Genomic DNA, 17,908 nt, shown 5'->3' on the forward strand with positions numbered 1-17,908 from the left:
TCCTGCATGCACTCACGAAGTGACAGAAATGCGCCGACGGGCGCACGTTAAGTTCACGGACGCCACCAGGACAAGCCCTCGAACGGTCAAGAGGCCAAAGATCGGCACACTTGTCATCGAGTGACAAAACCCGGCGGCAATCTTGTTCTTTGCTGCGTACGCACCACGGACGGCGCAGGCGGGGGATCCCCGCCCCGGGGAGCCGGGGCCGAGGTGCCCCCGAGGGGCGAGAGTCCGGGCCGCAGGGGGGTGGCGGGACGGTGGGCTCCCGGGAGGGAAGACCGGTGCGGCGGGCCGCTCCGGGTTCCGATCCCGCACGTGACGGCGGAGACCCAGACACTTCGCCGGGTGCTCACGGGGCGAGGCTACGGGCGGGTAACCTGGCAGGCAATACACGTCGTCCAAGTTTTCCCGGCCAAACCTACGGCCCCGTATTTCTGCGCGAAAAGTGAGCAGTACGGCCGTCAGAACTGTTCCCGGGTGATAATTTTCCTGTCGTCCGGCCCGCACTCAGGCCGCATCCCCGCACGTCACGCCCGCCCCGTGCGGTATGCGCCGGCCGCACGACCCTCACAAACGGAAACCAAGGCTCCGCATTTCACGGGACGAGCTCTCCGCTCACCATCTGACAAGAATGGCCGGATAAGCACTCACCCAGGCACGAGAACAAGGCCGCCTTCGAGGATTGTCAAACGCCGCCATTGTGCACCGGTGTGACCCGCCAGTAACGTCACGGCTCGGTGATAAGAGCGGAGCCACTCGGGAGCAGATGCCACCGATTCATCGCTCATTTCACCGTAGCGATTCTCGTCGCCGCCGGAGCCGCTTCCCTCGGCGGACGCACCGCCCGTTCTCGGCGCCTGATTTACCGGGCGCTTTCCGAGCAACTCCGCGCATGCCGCCGCCCGTACGGCGGCTGCCGTCAAAGGGGATGACATGAGAGCCACTTCGAACCGGACGCGCATGGGACTGCTGGCCGGCCTCACCGCCCTCGGCGCCTTCGCGTCCATGGGATCCGCCACGGCCGCCACGACCCTCAACGGCAACTGGGCCTCCTTCACCCGGTGCCCGGTGGACTCGGCCGCCATGCTGGCCGCCGACGGCGCCACCGACACCGCGGTCTGCGTGTCCTCCCACTCCGCGAGCGGCACCATCAAGCTCGGCAACACCGTGGTCCCGTTCGGCGCGAGCGACCTCCAGCTCGGCGTGGTGACCCACCCCAACAACACCTCGACGGCGGTCTCTCCGGCAGGCGGCGCGCTGGTCGCGGCGCCCGCCGACATTCCCGGGGGTCTCCTCGGGCTGATGTGCCCGAGCGACATCTTCGTCATCACCGGCATCTGCAACAGCCTCGCCGACGTCAACCTCAACCGGGTGACGGCCACCATCGAGTCCGTCAACAACCCTTCGGACTTCAAGCTCCTGGCCGGCCTCGGCACCACCACGCCGATCATCACCCTGCCGGTCCGCATCCACCTGACGAACCCGCTGCTGGGTGACAACTGCTACATCGGCAGCTCCTCCAGCCCGATCCTGCTGCACCCGAAGAACTCGACGCTGCCCACGGTCGGCTCCTTCCAGTTCAACGGGGACGGCTCCGACAACCCCGAGGGCGTACTGGGCCGCATCAGCCTCGCGGGCGCCACGCAGTCGGACACCACCTTCGCCGCTCCCGGCGCCAACGGCTGCGGTGCCGGGCTGCTCAACTGGGCCGTCAACCTCAAGACGGGCCTGCCCGCCGCGTCCGGCACCAACAGCCTGACGCTGAACAACGCGCAGACCAACGTCGTCACCATCAACGACCCGGGCGCCGCCGCTCCGAACGCGGGCAAGGACCTCTCCCGGTACTGGCACTCGGCCGTGAAGTAGAGCCTTCCGTCGGGATCGGGCTGGGCTCACCCCGATCCCGACGGCCCTGACTCTCCCCGCACGGCCGTACGGCAGTGGGGCCACCCTCGGTTCGAGGGTGGCCCCACTGCCGTACGCTGCCCTCCGCTATGAGACCCAGGTCGCGGGTGCGCCGTGTCCCGAGAAAGCGCCTCCCGGAGTCACCACGTAGGAGGCGGAAGCCGTCGCCGACGCGGAAGTCGCCGTCAACGCCATCGCCGCGGACAGCGCGGCCACGAGCATGCCTGTGCTTCTCCTGCTTCTTCTCATCTCCATGGATCTCCTCGACCGGGTCAGTCGACAGCGGGGGTAGGGGCGCCGGGCAACGCGGGAAGCCTCGGCGGACAGTTCCAGACCGACGGGTCCGCGTCCGGGACGCACATGTTGGCCTGATTCAGCGCGATGGAGTTTCCCGGTCCGGATATCGACGCGGTGAACAACGCGTCCAGGTCCTGACCGCCGCTACCGCACCCGGAGAAAGCGGGTATGTCCAACGTCCCGTTGAGCGGTCCGCCCTCCAGTACGTTCAGATAGGGGTTCCCGCCGGTGAAGTCCCCGCGGAGCACTACCTTGTAAGGGCGCACGGTCCGGCAGTCGGGACCCACGTCGAGCGGTACACCGTTCACCGTCACATCGTGCAGCCGCATGGACTGCTTGAAGGAGACCACCGCGAAGTTCACGGGATACCCGAAGACCTCCATCACGTTACCGGTCGAGACGGTGAGAGGTCCGGTCTCGAACGAGACCTCGGCAGAGACGGGCTGGAAACCGAACGCGAGGAACGTCGACTCGGCGTCCGGCAGGTCGAGGGTGGCAAGCGAGTTGAACATGTTGTAACCGCCGCCTTCCATCTGCGGAGTGCGAACCGTGACCCGCTGGTTGGCAAGGGCGGAGAGCAACGCGGGCTTCTTGGAAGGGTCGTTGATGATCGTGGACCCGTTCAGTTTCTTGATGGTGGCGAGCCCCACCGCGTATCCACAGACCCTCTGGCCGGGCAGATTCAGCTGAAAGGGCGGTGCACCCGGGGGGATGACCGGGGCGTCGCTGATGTCCATCTCTCCCTGGGGCACGACGTCCGGGCAGGACGTGTCGACGGGGGGTACCACCGGCGGCTCCCCCTCTGGGTCGCCCGGGTCCTCCCCGCCGCCCTCCCCCGGGTCGGTCTCCCCACCCGGATCCGGCGTCTCCGGCGTGCCCGCGTCCGGCACCAGAACCGTCGCCAGCAGGCCCGCTTCCCCTTCGGACCGGTCACAGGTCAGGGTCACCGGATCGGCCGGCGCCTCCTCGCCCTCGACGGCCGGGGCGCTCAGCCCGAGGGTCAACTGTCCTGCCGTCAGGGTGACGTCCCCGGCCGCGCTGACGGTGACCGAGGGGACCTCGCCCGTGTGCGCGAGCCGGACCTTCCCGTTCTCGTCGCCGGCCAGCGGCGTGGCGGGCGCGACGAACTGGGCCCACTGCGCCTGGGCCGTCTGGTCGTTCTGCACGACGTCCACGTCGAGCGTCGCGGTGCTGACGACCTCGCTGGCTCCCTCCGGCAACAACGGGGCGAGATCGGCAGCCTCGAAGTCGGCCGTCATGCTGACGTCCACGGGTGACATCGGCACGTCCACCTCGCCGGTGGCCGGAAATGTCCCCCTTACCTCCAACGGCACCTGGACCGTGCCCGACGGCAGATCGCAGTCGTACGTCACCACGGCACTGGCGTCCACGTCGTCGGCCGCCGACCCCGGACCGCTCAGCAGTCCGGCGAGGGTGGCTACGGCCGCGACGGATGCCAGACGTACGGATCTGCGCGAGGCGGTCGCCGATGTCTTCTCGCTCATCCTGGCCCTGTCTTCCGCTGGGATATTCATGTACTGCCCGTTCCTTCACGCACCGCGTCCGCCGGACGGCCGCAGAACGCACGATCCGGGCCGACGGTGGCAGGGTCGCTGCTCACCGTCGGCCCGGAGGCTCATGTGCCGTGGGAGTACTAGGAGATCACCGGGTGGGTGCTCACCAGGTAGTTGGCGTTGAAGGCGGCCACGTCGTTGACGTTGATGAGGCCGAGGCAGTTCGCGGCCGTGGCCTTGAGCGTGCCCGTGCCGTTCAGGCCCAGAACCCAACTGGTGTTGTTGTAGGTGCCGTTGACCGTACCCGCGAAGGTCGCGGTGCACCCGACGCCGGAGATCTTCGCCGAGACGTTGCTGACGTTGCCGGTCACGATGCTGCCGCTCTTGGACAGCGCGTTGATGTTCCACGGCGTGGTGTTCATCGTCACGGTGAAGCTCAGCCCCGCCAGGTTGCACCCGGTGAAGGTGACCGTGTTGATGGTGCCGACCGTGTTGGTGGTGCTCGACGCCAGGTTGCCGGTCGCGGTGCTGGACGTGCAGTAGAGGGAGGCGAGCGGGACGCTCAGCGTCGGGCCGGAGGCGGTGGCGGTGTAGGCGCCGGGCGGGGTGACCGTCCACGGCGCCTGGACACCGGCCGAAGCGGACGAGACGGTCATGCCGAGGGCGGCGCCACCGGCGGCGAGGACGACGGCGGCTCTACGTGCAAGGGTGTTCACGATGGATTCCCTTCGGGGGAGAGTATCCCGATCCGGACATACTCGTCTCCGGAAAGAGGCGGTAATCCGGGGGGGACAAGGGTGGTGTGAAGTGGCGGCCCGCCCTGACGGACCGCTCGACCGCTTGCGTTCGCCGATGACGCTACGGGCGGGTAACGTGCCTCCGCAACAGCCTTGCTGAAGAAATTCCGGAAGAGTGTTTTTCGGCCGGACTTTTATTGGTCGGCGAGCAAGCGCCGGCCGAGCGTCTCCCGGTTCTTGTCGAGAAGTGAGCAACCGCGCGGTCCGCGAGATCGTGTCACCAACCCCCACCGGGCCGACCCGCGCCCCCATTGCTCACAACTTCCCATGTCAGAGCGGGATGCCGGACAGGAGAGGGTCCGGCCTGATGAGGCCTCGGCACCGGCGCACCCCTGAGCGATGATTGATGATTGATCGGCCGACATCGCTCCTCGGGCGGAATTAGTACGGACCCCCGAGGAATGCGCACCGAACCTTCGGATCTCTCCCGCCCCGGTAAAGCACCGCGGCATTATGGCTCGCGTGCGCTATCACGCGGGCGGCGGCGACATTCCCGCGCGAAGCCGCGTCCAAGCCCTTCGGGGAAGGGGACTGGCGGATTCCGGGTCGCCAGTGGCTCAAAGTCGCCACCGGCATAGTCACTCCGCGTACTTCCCGTCGTCGCACCGGTGTCCACACGCTCGGACGTGCTCTATGTTCAAGATTCCAATGGGTACGCACCTGGCGGCATGTGGGAGCGCTCTCCCCCTGCTCGCCGCCGTCGGGGCACGTGAGAGCTAGGGGTAAAGCAACATGCCGGCAGTCTCGCAGCCCTCGGACCTCGGGGAACCTCTGGGACCACTGCCCCAGGAGTTCGCAGCGATCGTCCGCCCCGAACTTCCGAGCCTCATCCGCGAGATAGGCCTGGAGGTCACCCGCGCCTACCCGGAGTACGCGCGGCTCTTCGACAGCCCGCACGGCGAGGGCATCCGGGTCGGCCTGGAACAGAGCATCTCCGTCTTCGTCGAACAGGTGGCGCGACCGTCCGCGCCCACCCCGTTGCGGGACGAGATGTGCCGGCGGTTCGGCCGGTTCGAGGCGTACGAGGGCAGGGGCCTCGACCAGCTCCAGGGGGCCTACCGCCTCGGTGCCCGTATCGCCTTACGGCGGGCGAAGAAGGTGGGACGGCGTTACAACCTCTCCCCCACCATGATGCTGACCTTCGCTGACGCCCTGTTCACCTATGTCGACGAGCTCGAATCCCTCTCCCGCGAGGGTTACTTGGAGGTACGGGCCGCCACCGACGACCACACCGAGACGCTCCGCCGCCGCCTGCTGCACCTGATCCTCACGGGCCGCCCGGCGCCCCGCAGCGCGATCGCCGAACTCTGCGAGCAGACCGGCTGGACCATGCCGGAGGAGGTGACCCTGGTCGCCCTGCGCCCCTCCCCCGACCTGGGGCGTCTCGCACTGGACCGCGACGTGCTGGCCGACCTGACGGACCCTCAGCCCAACATGCTCATCCCGGGCCCGATCGACGACGCGCGAAGACGCATGCTCGACCACGCACTGCTGGGCGCGCACGCGGCGGTCGGCCTGACGGTCCCGCCGTCCCACGCCCCGGACTCGATCCGCTGGGCCCGCAGGCTCCTTGAGCTGGTGGACACGGGGGTGATCGACGACGCCCCGCTGGTGCTGGCCGAGGACCACCTCATCACCCTGTGGCTGCTCTCCGACACGGCCTTGCTGGACCAGCTCTCGAAGCGGGAGCTGGCCCCGGTCTCCGCCCTCAGCGCCACCCGGCGGGAGCGGCTGATCGAGACGCTGCGCATCTGGCTCGACACCCGGGGAACCGCGGCCCACATGGGCGAACTGCTCGACGTCCACCCGCAAACGGTCCGTTACCGCATGCGGAGCCTGGAGTCCCTGTTCGGCGATCAACTGGTCGACCCCGAGAGCCGTTTCTCCACCGAGGCCGTCCTGCGGGCGCTCCGCCTCCGCTCGCGTGGCGGCGACGGCACCCCACGACGGTGACAACCACCACAATGTGCGCGACGAGTCAACTTACCCCCGAGTAAGGGGAAATAGCCGGTCAGTCCCAAACGGTTGCGGCTACAAGACGGTTCCGGCGAGAAACCCGGACCCGTGTGCCGTACACAGGAGACGCGGGATGCCCTTCGGGGCGACCACGACCGTAGCGCCTCCTGCCGACCGACCGAGAGGGAACCCCCATGCCCGCCTCACACCTCCTCGTGCCCGTTCCGATTCCGGACAGCGTCGCGGCGCTGATCGGCGCCTGCGTCCCGGCGCACGTACTGCAGGCCGAGTTCGACGCCGACTGCGCGGCGCGCGAGGTCCGCAGGTTCCGCGGCCCGCTGCTGGGCGTCGAGGACCAGGCCGACCGCGAACAGGCGCTCTCCGACCTGGCGCGCGCCAACAAGGTGCTCGCCGCCCACCATCCGGGACTGACGGTCCGTCCGGGCCCCTGGCGCTGACGGCCACCCGGGCCCGCACCTCACGCACACACCCACTGGCCGACCGCTTGCGAACCGCACGGCGACGGCCGTACCTTACCCAAAAGTAAGTTTACTCCGGAGTAAGGAAACGGTGTGGCCGACCACAGCAGCGGCGAGCTGACCGAGGAGCTGTCCCGGCTCGACTTCTCGGCCGTCTCGCCCGAGGAGTTCGCACGGATCGTCAAGGGGCTGTCCGTCAAGCAGCTCGGCGAGGTGATGCACGGTGAACTCCGGACACGGATACTCCACGCGGTCTTCGACCGGATGCGGCAGCAGTTCCGGCCGGACGCCGCCGGGGGACTCAAGGCCCTGATCCGCTGGAAGATCACCGGGGAGACCGAGGAGGTCTACGAGACGGCCATCGCCGACGGCAACTGCTCAGTCACCCACGGCCGTTCGGCGGCCGAGCCCCGAACCACGCTGGTGATGGGCGACGCCGAGTTCCTCAAACTGGTGTCCGGCAACGGCAATCCGGTCACCATGTTCATGATGCGCAAGCTGAAGATCGCCGGGGACGTCGGTCTGGCCGCGGGCCTCACGCGCTACTTCGACATCCCGAAGGCGTGATCCGATGAGCTTCTTCTCCCTCGCCCTGACCGAGGAACAGCGGGATCTGCGCGACTGGGTGCACGGCTTCGCCGCCGAGGTGGTGCGGCCCGCGGCGGCCGAGTGGGACGCCCGGGAGGAGACTCCCTGGCCCGTCATCCAGGAGGCCGCACGGATCGGGCTCTACGGATTCGAGTCGCTCGCCGACATGTACGGGGACCCGACCGGCCTCTCCCTCCAGATCGCCAACGAGGAGCTCTTCTGGGGCGACGCGGGCATCGGCATGGCTCTCTTCGGCACCTCGCTCGCGGTCGCCGGGATCTTCGCCTCCGGCACCCCCGACCAGCTCGCCGAGTGGGTCCCGCAGTGCTACGGCGACGAGGACGACCCGAAGGTGGCCGCCTTCGCGGTCTCCGAGCCGCAGGCCGGCTCCGACGTCTCGGCGATGCGCACCCGGGCACGGTACGACGGGGCCAAGGACGAGTGGGTGATCTCCGGCCAGAAGGCGTGGATCACCAACGGCGGCATCGCCGAGATCCACGTCGTCGTCGCCTCCGTCGAACCGGAGCTCGGCGCCCGGGGCCAGGCCGCCTTCATCGTGCCGCCCGGCACCCCCGGTCTGGAGGCGGGCCGCACGGTCAAGAAGCTGGGCCTGCGTGCCTCACACACCGCCGACCTCTTCCTGGACGACGTGCGGGTGCCGGGCCACTGCCTCCTCGGCGGAAAGGAGAGGCTGGACGCCCGCCTCGCCCGCGCCCGCGAGGGCGGCACGGCGACAGGGCGGACGGCCAAGTCCCAGGCGGCGATGGCGACCTTCGAGGTCAGCCGCCCGACCGTCGGCGCCCAGGCGCTCGGCATCGCGCGCGCCGCGTACGAGTACGCCCTGGAGTACGCCGGTCAGCGGGAGGCGTTCGGCCGCCCCATCGTGGAGAACCAGTCGATCGCGTTCGCGCTGGCCGACATCCGTACCGAGATCGAGGCGGTACGCCTGCTGATCTGGCAGGCCGCGTGGATGGCCCGCAACGACCGGGCCTTCGACGCCGGACAGGGCTCCATGTCGAAGCTGCGCGCGGGCGAACTCGCGGTCGCCGCCACGGAGAAGGCCGTACAGATCCTGGGCGGCGCGGGCTACAGCCGGGAACACCCGGTGGAGCGGATGTACCGGGACGCGAAGATCTACACGATCTTCGAGGGCACCAGCGAGATCCAGCGGCTGGTGATCGCCCGCGCGATCACCGGGCGGCACATCCGCTGACCTGACCGGGCTCCGGTGGCACGGCCCCGCCACCGGAGCCCATCTCCCGGACCGGGGGCTCATCCGACCGGCGTGAACCGCACCGGGAGGGATTCCGGTCCCCGGGTGAAGACGCCCCGCTCGACCGGGGTGCAGCCGTCCGCGAGGCGCAGGTCGGGCATGGCGTCCAGGAGTTGGCCGACGCCGGTCTCGACCTCGGCCTTGGCGAGCAGCGCGCCGACACAGAAGTGCCGGCCGAGCGCGAAGGCCAGGTGGTCGGCGGCGGCCGAGAAGGCGGTGGTGCTGGTGAGGTCCGTACGGAAGAGGTCGAAGCGGTCCGGATCGCGGTAGCGGGTGTCGTCCCGGTTCGCGGAGCCGATCAGACAGGTGACCGTAGCCCCGGCCGGAACCGTGCCGCCGCTGAGCTCCACCTCCGTCGCCGTCTGGCGCATGATCATGTGGACGGGCGGGGTGAAGCGCAGCGTCTCGGCGAACGCCCGGTCGATCAGTGAGCGGTCCTCGCGGACGGCGGCGAGTTGGCCGGGGTGGGCGAGGAGGTTGGCGAAGACCGAGGCGATGGCCTTGTCGGTGGTCTCGCCCCCGGCCGCGAGCAGCAGGCTGCAGAAGGCCTTGATGTCCTCGTCGCTCATGCGCACCCCGTCGACCTCGGCGGCGCAGAGCGCGGAGAGCAGGTCGTCGCCGGGCTCCTCCCGGCGCCGCCGGATGACCGGGATCATGTACGCGGCGAATTCCTGGCGGGTCCGCTCGCCCGCCGCGGCGACCTGCGGGTCGCCCGCGAGGTTGCCGAGGAAGGCGATGACGGAGGTGTACCAGTCGTGGAAGCGGTCGTGGTCCGCCCGGTCGAGCCCGAGCATGTCGGCGATGACCAGGACCGGGAAGCGGGTGGCGAAGTCGGTGACGAGGTCGGCCTCTCCGGTGTGCCGGAAGGCGTCGATCAGTTCGCGGGCGTCGCGTTCGATGACCGGCAGGAACTTCTCCTGGAGGTCGGCGCCCCGGAAGGCGGGGGCGACCAGCGCGCGGCGCACGGCGTGGTCCCGGCCGCCGAGCTGGAGGATGGTCCGGCCGTGGACGGGTTCGAGCTGCCAGTCGTAGTTCTCGGTGGTGAACTCCTGGGCCTTGTCGCGGAAGACCCGCTCGACGTCCTCGTACCGGGAGACGAGATAGCTGTTGGTCGCCTCGTGCCGGATCAGCGGGGCCTGCTCGCGCATGATCCGGTAGGCCCCGTAGGGGTCGGCGGCGAAGGCGGGCGAGAGAATGTCCGGCAGTGGCGACGCGGGCGATGCGTGCGACGCGCGCGGGGCGGAAGACATGGGCGCTCCTCGGTCGAGAACGGTCACCGGCGTCCAGGCTATTGATCCACCACCCGCTCCGTCACCCTTGGGGAAGACCGATGACCCGCATCTCCGGCGCCCGCCGCCCGTCCGTCCTCTTCGTCACCGATCTGGCCTACGAGGCGCGCGGCAGGCGTTACTGCGACGAGGACATCTTCCTCACGTCCCGCCTCCGTGCCCGTTTCGACCTGGCGCTCTGCCACCCCCGGGATGCGGCGGCGCTGCTGGACCGCTTCGACGGCGTGGTCGTGCGCAACAGCGGCCCTGTGCTGCACTACCCCCAGGCGTACGAGGCGTTCCGGCGGCGGGCGCTGGAGCTGGCGATACCGGTGTACAACGCGCTGGACGGCAGCGGTGACATGGCGGGCAAGCAGTATCTGGTGGACCTGGACCGGGCCGGGCTGCCGGTGATACCGACCGTGGACCGGGCCGCCGATCTGGGGCGGCTGCCGGCGGCTCAGTCGTACGTGGTGAAGCCGAAGCTGGGCGCGGACTCCGAGGGGCTGCGTTTCGTACCCCGGCCCGAGCTGGACCCGGCGGACGACGGGACCCTGCTGGTGCAGCCCCGGATCGACTTCCGCCACGAGGTCTCCTTCTACTTCGTGGACCACGCCTTCCAGTACGCGCTGTACGCCCCCCACCCGGACCGGCGCTGGGTGCTGGAGCCGTGGGAGGCGAGCCGGGCGGACCTGGAGTTCGCCCGTACGTTCGTGGAGTGGAACACCCTCAGCCACGGCATCCAGCGCGTGGACGCCTGCCGGACGGCGGAGGGCGGGCTCCTCCTGGTCGAACTGGAGGACCTCAACCCGTTCCTGTCGCTCGACCGGGTCTCCGAGGAGGTGCGGGAGGCGTTCGTGAGCCGGATGGCCGAGTCGGTGGCGGCCATCCTCGCCTGACTCGTCCGGCTCCGTCCGGCATGCGGGCGAACGGGGCCGGTGTGAGGGTGCGAAGGTGACCACAGCCAGCAGCGAGACCGCTCCGGTGGCGCCGAGCGCCGCCGCGCCGCCCGTCCTCGACCCTCGCCGCCGCAACATCGTCTTCGCGACGATCGTGCTCGGGATCCTCCTCGCGGCGCTGGACCAGACGATCGTGGGCACGGCGCTGCCCACGATCGTCTCGGACCTCGGCGGGGCGGCCCACATGTCCTGGGTGGTCACCGCCTATCTGCTCGCCGAGACCGTCGCCACGGTGCTGGTCGGCAAGTTCGGTGACCTGTTCGGGCGCAAGCTCGTGTTCCAGGTCTCGGCGATCGTCTTCATCACCGGCTCGTTCCTCTGCGGCCTGGCCTCCAACATGCTGCTGCTGATCATCTGGCGCGGGCTTCAGGGCATCGGCGCGGGCGGTCTGATGGTGACCTCGATGGCGCTGATCGCCGACGTGATCCCGCTGCGCGAACGCGGCAAGTACCAGGGCGCGATCGGGGCCGTGTTCGGTGTGTCGACGGTCGTCGGCCCGCTGCTGGGCGGGGTGTTCACCGACCATCTGACCTGGCGCTGGGCGTTCTACGTCAACGTGCCGATCGCGATCGTGGTGGTCATCGCGGCGGCCCGGAACATTCCGTCCGTGCGAGCCGCCGGCCGGCCGGTCATCGACTACCTGGGCATCGCCCTGGTGGCGGTCGGTGCGAGCGCGCTGATCCTCGGGACGAGCTGGGGCGGGAACGAGTACGCCTGGGGCTCCCCCGTCATCATCGGCCTCTTCGTCGGCGGGCTCGTCGCGCTCGCCCTGTTCGTGCGGGTGGAGAGCCGGGCCAAGGAACCGATGCTGCCGATGCGGCTCTTCCACAACCCGGTCTTCACGGTCTGCGCGATCCTGAGCTTCATCGTCGGCTTCGCGATGCTCGGGGCGATGACCTTCCTCCCCACCTACCTCCAGTACGTGGACGCGAACTCGGCGACGATCTCCGGCGTCCGGACGCTCCCGATGGTCATCGGACTGCTGATCGCCTCGATCTTCAGCGGCAACACCGTCAGCAGGACCGGCCGGTACCGGATCTTCCCCATCGTGGGCTCGCTGGTGATGGCCGCCGGGCTCTTCCTGATGTCCCTGATGGGCCCGGACACCGGGGTGTTCCTGGAGTCGGTCCACATGTTCGTGCTCGGTCTCGGCATCGGGCTGTCGATGCAGGTCCTGACGATCGCCGTGCAGAACACCGTGGACTACGCGGACCTGGGTACGGCCACCTCTGGCGTGACCTTCTTCCGGACCCTCGGCAGCTCCTTCGGCACGGCGGTCTTCGGCACGATCTACGCCAACTCGCTGGGGCCGAACCTCCAGCAGGGAGTGGCCGAGGCCGCGCGGGCGGGCGGTGATCCCGCGACGCTGACCGCGGCCTCGCAGAACCCGCTGAGCCTGCACGCCCTGCCCGACGCCCAGTCCGCGCCGCTCGCCCAGGCGTACGCGGACACCATCCACACCGTCTTCCTCTGGACGGTGCCGGTGGCGCTGATCGGGTTCGTGGTGGCGCTGTTCCTGAAGGAGGTCAAGCTGCGGGACTCGGCGCGCGCCGGATCGACCGACATGGGCGAGGGCTTCGCCCAGCCCATGAGCGGGAACCCGGACCGGGTCCTGGAGTTCTCGGTGGCCAAGATCCTGCACGGCGCCCGCCCGGACACGGCGCGGCGGATCGTCGACGCGTCCGACACCCGGCTGGACATGGCGGGCGCCTGGGCCGTCATGCAGGTCGACCTGTTCACACGGATGGTCGGGCACGCCGGTCTCGGGCTGATCGCGACCCGCCACCGGCTGCCCCCGGAGGTCCTGGTCCCGGTGTTCGACCGGATGATCGACGAAGGCTATCTGACCGGCGACGGGCGCCTCTTCCAGCACACCGCGGCGGGCCGGCGGGAGGCCGCCACGATCACCTCCGCCTGGGCCCGGTGGCTCAACGAACGGCTGGCGGAGGACGGCGCACGGCCCGACGACCGGCAGCTGAGAGCGGCCGTCGACGTCATCGCCAAGCAGCTCCTCGCGGAGGACCTGGCGGCCGAACTCGCCCCGGCCCCCCGGAACCACGCGCCCACGCCGGTGGGCACGGCGGTCTGACGGCGGGCCGGCGCCGGACGGACCCCACTGGGCGCACTGGTGGGACTCACTCGTCGTCCGGGAACTCGCCGTCCTCGTAGACCCAGGCGCCCTCGTGGCGGACGAAGGTGCTCCGTTCGTGCATGCTGCCGGGGCGTCCGCCCTCGGTCCAGTGGGCCCGGAAGGTGACGGTGCCCGTCGTGTGGAAGGCACTGCCTTCTGTGGTGTCCAGGATCTCCAGCCGCTCCCAGCGCGTGCCGGGGTCGAACTCGACGGCCGGCGGCCGGGTCGCCGGATGCCAGGTACGCAGCAGGTAGCCGGCGTCCCGGACGACGAAAGCCGCGTACCGGGACCGCATCAGGGCCTCGCAGGTGGGCGCGGCGGCCGTACCCGCGTGGTACCGGCCGCAGCAGGCACCGTACGGAGCCGGCCGGCCGCAGGGGCAGGGGGCGTCCGGGGTGATGTGCGGGGCGGCGGGGACGGGCGGTTTGCGGCGGGCGGTGCGTCGTGACATGCGCCCATTGTCGCCGGTCGCGGCATGCGCCTCGTGCCGACGGCGGGCCTCACCACCGCTGCGGGGGCTCCGCGCTTCCGGCCGTCAGCCGTCGCCGCCTGCCCGCCCGGGTGGACGGCGCACGCGTGCAGTCGGGCGATCCCGCCGGATGTGCGTACCCGTGCGCGCGGGCGCCGGTCGCGTTGTCGCCGTACACCACGACCACCGCCTCGCCGAGAACCGGGCCGCCGCAGTCGACGCAGTGCGGGGGAATCGTCATCGGTCCCGCCCGGCTGTCCGTCCGCCTGCCCGTGCGTCCTCGGCCATGTCCGCACCTCTCCCGCCCCTGTGGTGGATCACGCACGGTGCGTGATGCCGTTCCTCAGCATGCACCGCCCGAGGCCTGGAACGCAAAGATTGCGTTCTGCATCGTTGCGTTCTGTCCGCCCGCCTCCCCTGCGCGTCTCCTGCCGGTTTGAGGTGAGGCCCCGTCACCGGCCAGACTCTCGTTCCCCCGGGACAGGAAGGCGCGCAACGTGTCGGACAGGCAGCAGACTCCACCCCCGGTCGTCAGACTGCGGCGGCTCGCCGCACTCCTGCGGCGGCTGCGCGCCGAGGCGGAGCTGACGCGCGAGCAGGTCGCCGGGCGCACCGGAATCAACGTCGCGACGCTGTACCGGATCGAGAAGGCGCGCGCCCGTCCGCAGCGGCGGACCCTGGCGGCGTTGATGGAGACGTACGGGGCAGGCGAGGCGCAGCGCGCGGACCTGCTGGCGGCTCAGCGGCTCGCGGACGACCGGAGCCGGCCGCGGCCCTACGGCGCGGAGCCGTCCGGGGCGGCGGGGCCCGGCAGGTACGCCGGGTTCGCAGGGTTTTCGGAGGGTTACCTCGCGTACCTCGGGTTCGAGGCCGAGGCGAGCACGGTGCGCGCCTACGAATCGATGTGCGTGCCGGAGCTGCTGCAGACCGAGCGCTACGCCCGGGCGGTGACCCGGGGCATGCTGCCCGATGCCGGGCGGGCGGAGGTCGACGAGCGCGTCCGGGTACGGATGGAGCGGCGGAGCCTGCTCGCCGGGGCGGACGGCCCGAGGCTTCGCGCGGTCGTGGACGAGGCCGCCGTGCGGCGGGCGGTCGGCGGGCCCGAGGTGATGCGCGAGCAGGCCGAGCACCTCGTTCGGATCGGGCGGGAGCCCGGGGTGGAGGTGCGGGTGATCCCCTTCGGCGCGGGGGCCCACGCCGGAATGGCCGGGAGCTTCGTCCACCTGGACTTCCCCGACGCGCGGGACGCGGAGCTGGTCTGGGCGGACACCCCGGCCGGTGACGTGTTCCTGGATGCGGAGGAGGAGACCCTGCGCTACCGGTCGTTGTTCGAGCGGCTGCGGGCGGTGGCCCTGGACCCCGGTGACAGCGCCACGCTGCTGGAAGAGGTGCCCCGGTCGCGGCATTCGACGGGTTCAGGTCACTGAGGACCGTTGGCTCGGCATGCTTCGGTCCCCTGCTCGGCCCGTAGGTACCGGCCCCAGATCCGGGCCTTGCGATAGGGGCCGGCCCCGTCGCAGTCGTACTGCGGTGCGTCGAAGGTGACCCAGTACAGCAGTTCGCCGTCGAGCGACTGGGCATGTTCATTGGGTTCGGGCGCGGCCATGGCGTCGATCGCCCCGGCGAACTCGGTCTGCCAGGGACCGTCCCAGTCCTCGGCGCGAACGACCGTGACCCGGCTGCCCGGTTCCAGCGCGCCCGCCGGCCACGCCCGGTTCAGCGGACGGCCGAGGAGGTGTTCGATCGCCCGGCGGTCGTCCACGTCTCCCGGATCGGGGCCGTGGCTGGAGCTGTCTGTCATGCCGCCCACTCTGCCCCGCATCGCCCGAAGCGCGCCACAGGTTGAGGAACGAGGCGTCTCAGCCGATCGGCTGGCCGGCGATGTTGAAACCTGCGGTGACGTGGCCCAGTTCGTCGGCGGCTTCGCGGTGGCGGGGATTGTTCAGCCCGACGAGGGTGCGGTGGGCCGTGGTCAACGTCGCGCGTGCCTCGTCGTGGCGGTCGAGATGGCGCAGGGTGATGCCGAGGTCGAGGCGGACGGGTTCGCTCCAGGCAGGCATCCGGCCCGCCTCCCAGTGGGCCAAGGCGGCACGCAGAGGGGATTCGGCCTGACCCCATCGCCCCAGGGCCATGAGGTCGCTGCCGAGGTGATGACGGGTCTGCGCCACATAAGATGCGATGAGGTCGTCCGGCACCCCCGGCACCCCGGCGAGGCAGAGAGCCTCGCTGCGCCGGTGGATGACCAGGGCCTCGTCCGCACGGTCGGCGTAGCGCAGGTGCTGGCCCAGGGTAATGAGAATGGTCAGTTCGGCGAGGCGGACTCGCGCGTCCGTGTGGTCCCTGAGGTGGACGGCTGCTTCGTGCAGCCGGACGATGGACTCGTCGGTCCGGCCGAGCCGGCGGAGTGCCCCTGCTTCGTAGCCCAGGGCCCATCCCGCCTGGAGCTGGTCTGCGGCCTCGTAGGCCGCGGCCAGGGCGGCTCGCGCGGCGGCCAGGGCGGCGGGGTAGTCGTGGAGGCAGAAGTTGTAGGCCCAGGCGAGGTAGTTGAGGTGGACGGCCTCGTCGCGCCTGCTGCCGAGCGCCCGGGCGGAGTCGGCGGCCCGCTGGAACACCTCCGCCCACAGCTCCCAGTGCGCGGTCACGTCGGAGAACCAGTGCATCGCTTCGGCGGCGTCGACGACCTGCTGGTGGCGGCCTGCCGCCTGGGCGTGCCCCAGGGCGGCGAGCCACTGGGACCGCTCGGCCTCCAGCCAGATCCGGGCCTGCTCGCGGTCGGTGGGCGCGGTGGCCGGGTCGGGGTCGCCTTCGGGCGCGTTTTGGTGGCGGTCGGCGTCGAAGCGCAGGGCGGCGGTGGTGGCCCGGCGCAGGATCCAGTGGGCGGCCCGGTCCTGGGCGGCGGCGATCCGGGTGGGATCGTCGTCCTCGGCCAGTTGTTCGGTGGCGAACAGGCGCAGGAGGTCGTGGAAGTGGTAGCGGTCGGCGGTGGAGTGGGGCTGGAGCAGTCCGGCGTCGGTCAGCCGTTCCAGGCAGCGCGCGGCCTGGCGTGGGGGTATGCCTGCCAGGAGGGCTGCGGTGGTGGGGCTGAAGTCGGGGCCGCAGGCGAGTGAGGCGCGGCGGAAGACGGTGCGGACGGCCGGACTGAGCTGACGGTACGACAAGGTGAAGGCGGACCGTATCTGCAGGGAGCCTGCCTGCAGGGTGTCCAGGCGGTCCCCGTGAGCGGTGAGCCGGGCCACGAGTTTCGCCAGGGTCTCGCCGGGCCGGGAGGCCAGGCGCTGGGCGGCGATGCGCACGGCCAGGGGCAAGTACCCACAGAGTTCCGCGAGGTCGCGGGCGGCCTGAGTCTCCCGCTCGACCCGCTCCGGCCCGATGACGCGGGTGAGGAGTTCCACCGCTTCCTCCCGGCGCAGCAGCGCCAGCTCCGTGCGGTGGACGGCTTCCAGGCCGGCCAGCGAGCGGCGGCTGGTGACCAGGGTCAGACAGGCGCCGTGGCCGGGCAGGAGGGGGCGGACCTGGTCCTCGTCGGCGGCGTTGTCCAGAAGGAGCAGCACCCGGCGCTCGCGCAGCACCGAGCGCAGCAGACCGCTGCGCTCGTCGGTGGCGGCCGGGAGAGCGGTCTCGGCCACGCCGAGTGCGTGAAGGAGCCGGGCGAGCACCTCGCGCGGCGGCGTGGGCTTCGGGTCCATGCCGCGCAGGTCGACGGCGTACTGCCCGTCCGGGAAACGAGGTGCCAGAGCGTGGGCGGCGTGCACGGCGAAGGCGGTCTTGCCCAGCCCGGGCTGCCCGCAGATCACGGCGACCGGCGGCCGGGCGGGATCGAGGTGCTCGGCCAGGACCCGCAGCCCGGCCAGGGCGGGACCGCGGGCGGTGAAATCACCGAGATCACGCGGCAAGGACAGCCCGTGCCCGGCCGGCAGCCCCGCGCCCGGTCCCGTCCCGGCCGACGGCCTGGGCCCCGCCCCGCCGACGCTCCGCGGACGGCCCGACCGGGCGGCGTCCTCCAGCTCACGGCCCGCGACGCCGTCCACTCCCAGGGCCGCGGCCAATGCCTCCACCGTGCTCTGCCGCGGCCCCCGCGTCCGCCCGCGCTCCATGTCCGACAGCGCCCGCACACTGATCCCCGCCCGCTGCGCCAGCCGCTCCTGGCTGATGCCCGCTCCCGTGCGCAGTGCGTGCAGCCGCTCGCCGAACGTCTTGTCGCTCACAGCTGTGGTCCCCCTGGTCTGCGTGGCCCGGCCGGAACGCGGCGTACCCACCGGCAGTACTCAC

The 17,908-nt window shown here is 70.7% G+C and carries 15 protein-coding genes; 8 read left to right on the forward strand and 7 right to left on the reverse strand.

What is annotated here, in order from left to right; translation table 11 throughout:
- Nucleotides 1–936 precede the first annotated feature (936 nt).
- Entirely contained in the window at nt 937–1,869 is a 933-nt protein-coding gene (locus tag ACFZAX_RS14550) for a hypothetical protein (protein WP_390961722.1), read from the forward strand.
- Nucleotides 1,870–2,180: 311 nt separating this feature from the next.
- Here ACFZAX_RS14550 and ACFZAX_RS14555 read toward each other — a convergent pair whose 3' ends face one another.
- Nucleotides 2,181–3,710 (reverse strand): DUF6801 domain-containing protein, encoded by a 1,530-nt coding sequence (locus tag ACFZAX_RS14555; protein ID WP_390961724.1) that lies wholly within the window; start codon nt 3,708–3,710, stop codon nt 2,181–2,183.
- Nucleotides 3,711–3,859: 149 nt separating this feature from the next.
- Nucleotides 3,860–4,435: a hypothetical protein gene (locus tag ACFZAX_RS14560; protein WP_266711952.1), complete on the reverse strand. Its 576-nt coding sequence runs from the start codon at nt 4,433–4,435 to the stop codon at nt 3,860–3,862.
- Between the two features lie 813 nt (nt 4,436–5,248).
- Between ACFZAX_RS14560 and ACFZAX_RS14565 the strand changes: the two genes are divergently transcribed.
- From ACFZAX_RS14565 to ACFZAX_RS14580, 4 genes are all read left to right on the forward strand, one after another.
- On the forward strand, nt 5,249–6,469 hold the full coding sequence (locus ACFZAX_RS14565; RefSeq protein ID WP_390961725.1) for a helix-turn-helix domain-containing protein: 1,221 nt from the start codon (nt 5,249–5,251) through the stop codon (nt 6,467–6,469).
- 197 nt (nt 6,470–6,666) lie between these two features.
- Nucleotides 6,667–6,930, forward strand: coding sequence for a hypothetical protein (locus ACFZAX_RS14570; protein ID WP_327179126.1), 264 nt, complete (start codon nt 6,667–6,669; stop codon nt 6,928–6,930).
- A gap of 114 nt (nt 6,931–7,044) precedes the next feature.
- Entirely contained in the window at nt 7,045–7,518 is a 474-nt protein-coding gene (locus ACFZAX_RS14575; RefSeq protein ID WP_390961727.1) for an SCP2 sterol-binding domain-containing protein, read from the forward strand.
- Nucleotides 7,519–7,522: 4 nt separating this feature from the next.
- Nucleotides 7,523–8,752, forward strand: a complete 1,230-nt coding sequence (locus tag ACFZAX_RS14580; RefSeq protein WP_390961728.1) for an acyl-CoA dehydrogenase family protein — start codon at nt 7,523–7,525, stop codon at nt 8,750–8,752.
- Between the two features lie 59 nt (nt 8,753–8,811).
- On the opposite strand, the gene ACFZAX_RS14585 is transcribed toward ACFZAX_RS14580, so the two are convergent.
- Entirely contained in the window at nt 8,812–10,062 is a 1,251-nt protein-coding gene (locus ACFZAX_RS14585) for a cytochrome P450 (protein ID WP_390961730.1), read from the reverse strand.
- 80 nt (nt 10,063–10,142) lie between these two features.
- Here ACFZAX_RS14585 and ACFZAX_RS14590 point away from each other — a divergent pair, with 80 nt between their 5' ends.
- Together ACFZAX_RS14590 and ACFZAX_RS14595 are read left to right on the forward strand one after the other, a co-directional pair.
- Complete coding sequence (locus tag ACFZAX_RS14590; protein ID WP_390961732.1) at nt 10,143–10,979, forward strand: hypothetical protein; 837 nt, start codon at nt 10,143–10,145, stop codon at nt 10,977–10,979.
- A gap of 55 nt (nt 10,980–11,034) precedes the next feature.
- Nucleotides 11,035–13,128: a DHA2 family efflux MFS transporter permease subunit gene (locus ACFZAX_RS14595; RefSeq protein ID WP_390961734.1), complete on the forward strand. Its 2,094-nt coding sequence runs from the start codon at nt 11,035–11,037 to the stop codon at nt 13,126–13,128.
- Nucleotides 13,129–13,174: 46 nt separating this feature from the next.
- Here the strand turns inward: ACFZAX_RS14595 and ACFZAX_RS14600 are convergent, their stop codons facing one another.
- Nucleotides 13,175–13,621 carry a YchJ family metal-binding protein gene (locus ACFZAX_RS14600; protein ID WP_390961735.1) on the reverse strand — a complete coding sequence of 149 codons (447 nt, stop codon included), beginning with the start codon at nt 13,619–13,621 and terminating at the stop codon, nt 13,175–13,177.
- A gap of 49 nt (nt 13,622–13,670) precedes the next feature.
- Nucleotides 13,671–13,880 carry a hypothetical protein gene (locus ACFZAX_RS14605; RefSeq protein ID WP_390961736.1) on the reverse strand — a complete coding sequence of 70 codons (210 nt, stop codon included), beginning with the start codon at nt 13,878–13,880 and terminating at the stop codon, nt 13,671–13,673.
- Nucleotides 13,881–14,136: 256 nt separating this feature from the next.
- Here ACFZAX_RS14605 and ACFZAX_RS14610 point away from each other — a divergent pair, with 256 nt between their 5' ends.
- Nucleotides 14,137–15,066 carry a Scr1 family TA system antitoxin-like transcriptional regulator gene (locus ACFZAX_RS14610; protein ID WP_390961737.1) on the forward strand — a complete coding sequence of 310 codons (930 nt, stop codon included), beginning with the start codon at nt 14,137–14,139 and terminating at the stop codon, nt 15,064–15,066.
- On the opposite strand, the gene ACFZAX_RS14615 is transcribed toward ACFZAX_RS14610, so the two are convergent.
- Both ACFZAX_RS14615 and ACFZAX_RS14620 read right to left on the reverse strand, forming a co-directional pair.
- A complete protein-coding gene (locus ACFZAX_RS14615) occupies nt 15,060–15,440 on the reverse strand; it encodes a ferrous iron transport protein A (RefSeq protein WP_390961738.1) in 381 nt (126 codons plus the stop codon). The two genes, ACFZAX_RS14610 and ACFZAX_RS14615, sit on opposite strands and share 7 nt — an antisense overlap.
- 58 nt (nt 15,441–15,498) lie before the next feature.
- Nucleotides 15,499–17,844, reverse strand: coding sequence for a helix-turn-helix domain-containing protein (locus tag ACFZAX_RS14620; protein ID WP_390961739.1), 2,346 nt, complete (start codon nt 17,842–17,844; stop codon nt 15,499–15,501).
- Between the last annotated feature and the right edge of the window lie 64 nt (nt 17,845–17,908).

Source organism: Streptomyces sp. NPDC008125 (assembly GCF_042957125.1).
Taxonomy (GTDB): Bacteria; Actinomycetota; Actinomycetes; order Streptomycetales; family Streptomycetaceae; genus Streptomyces.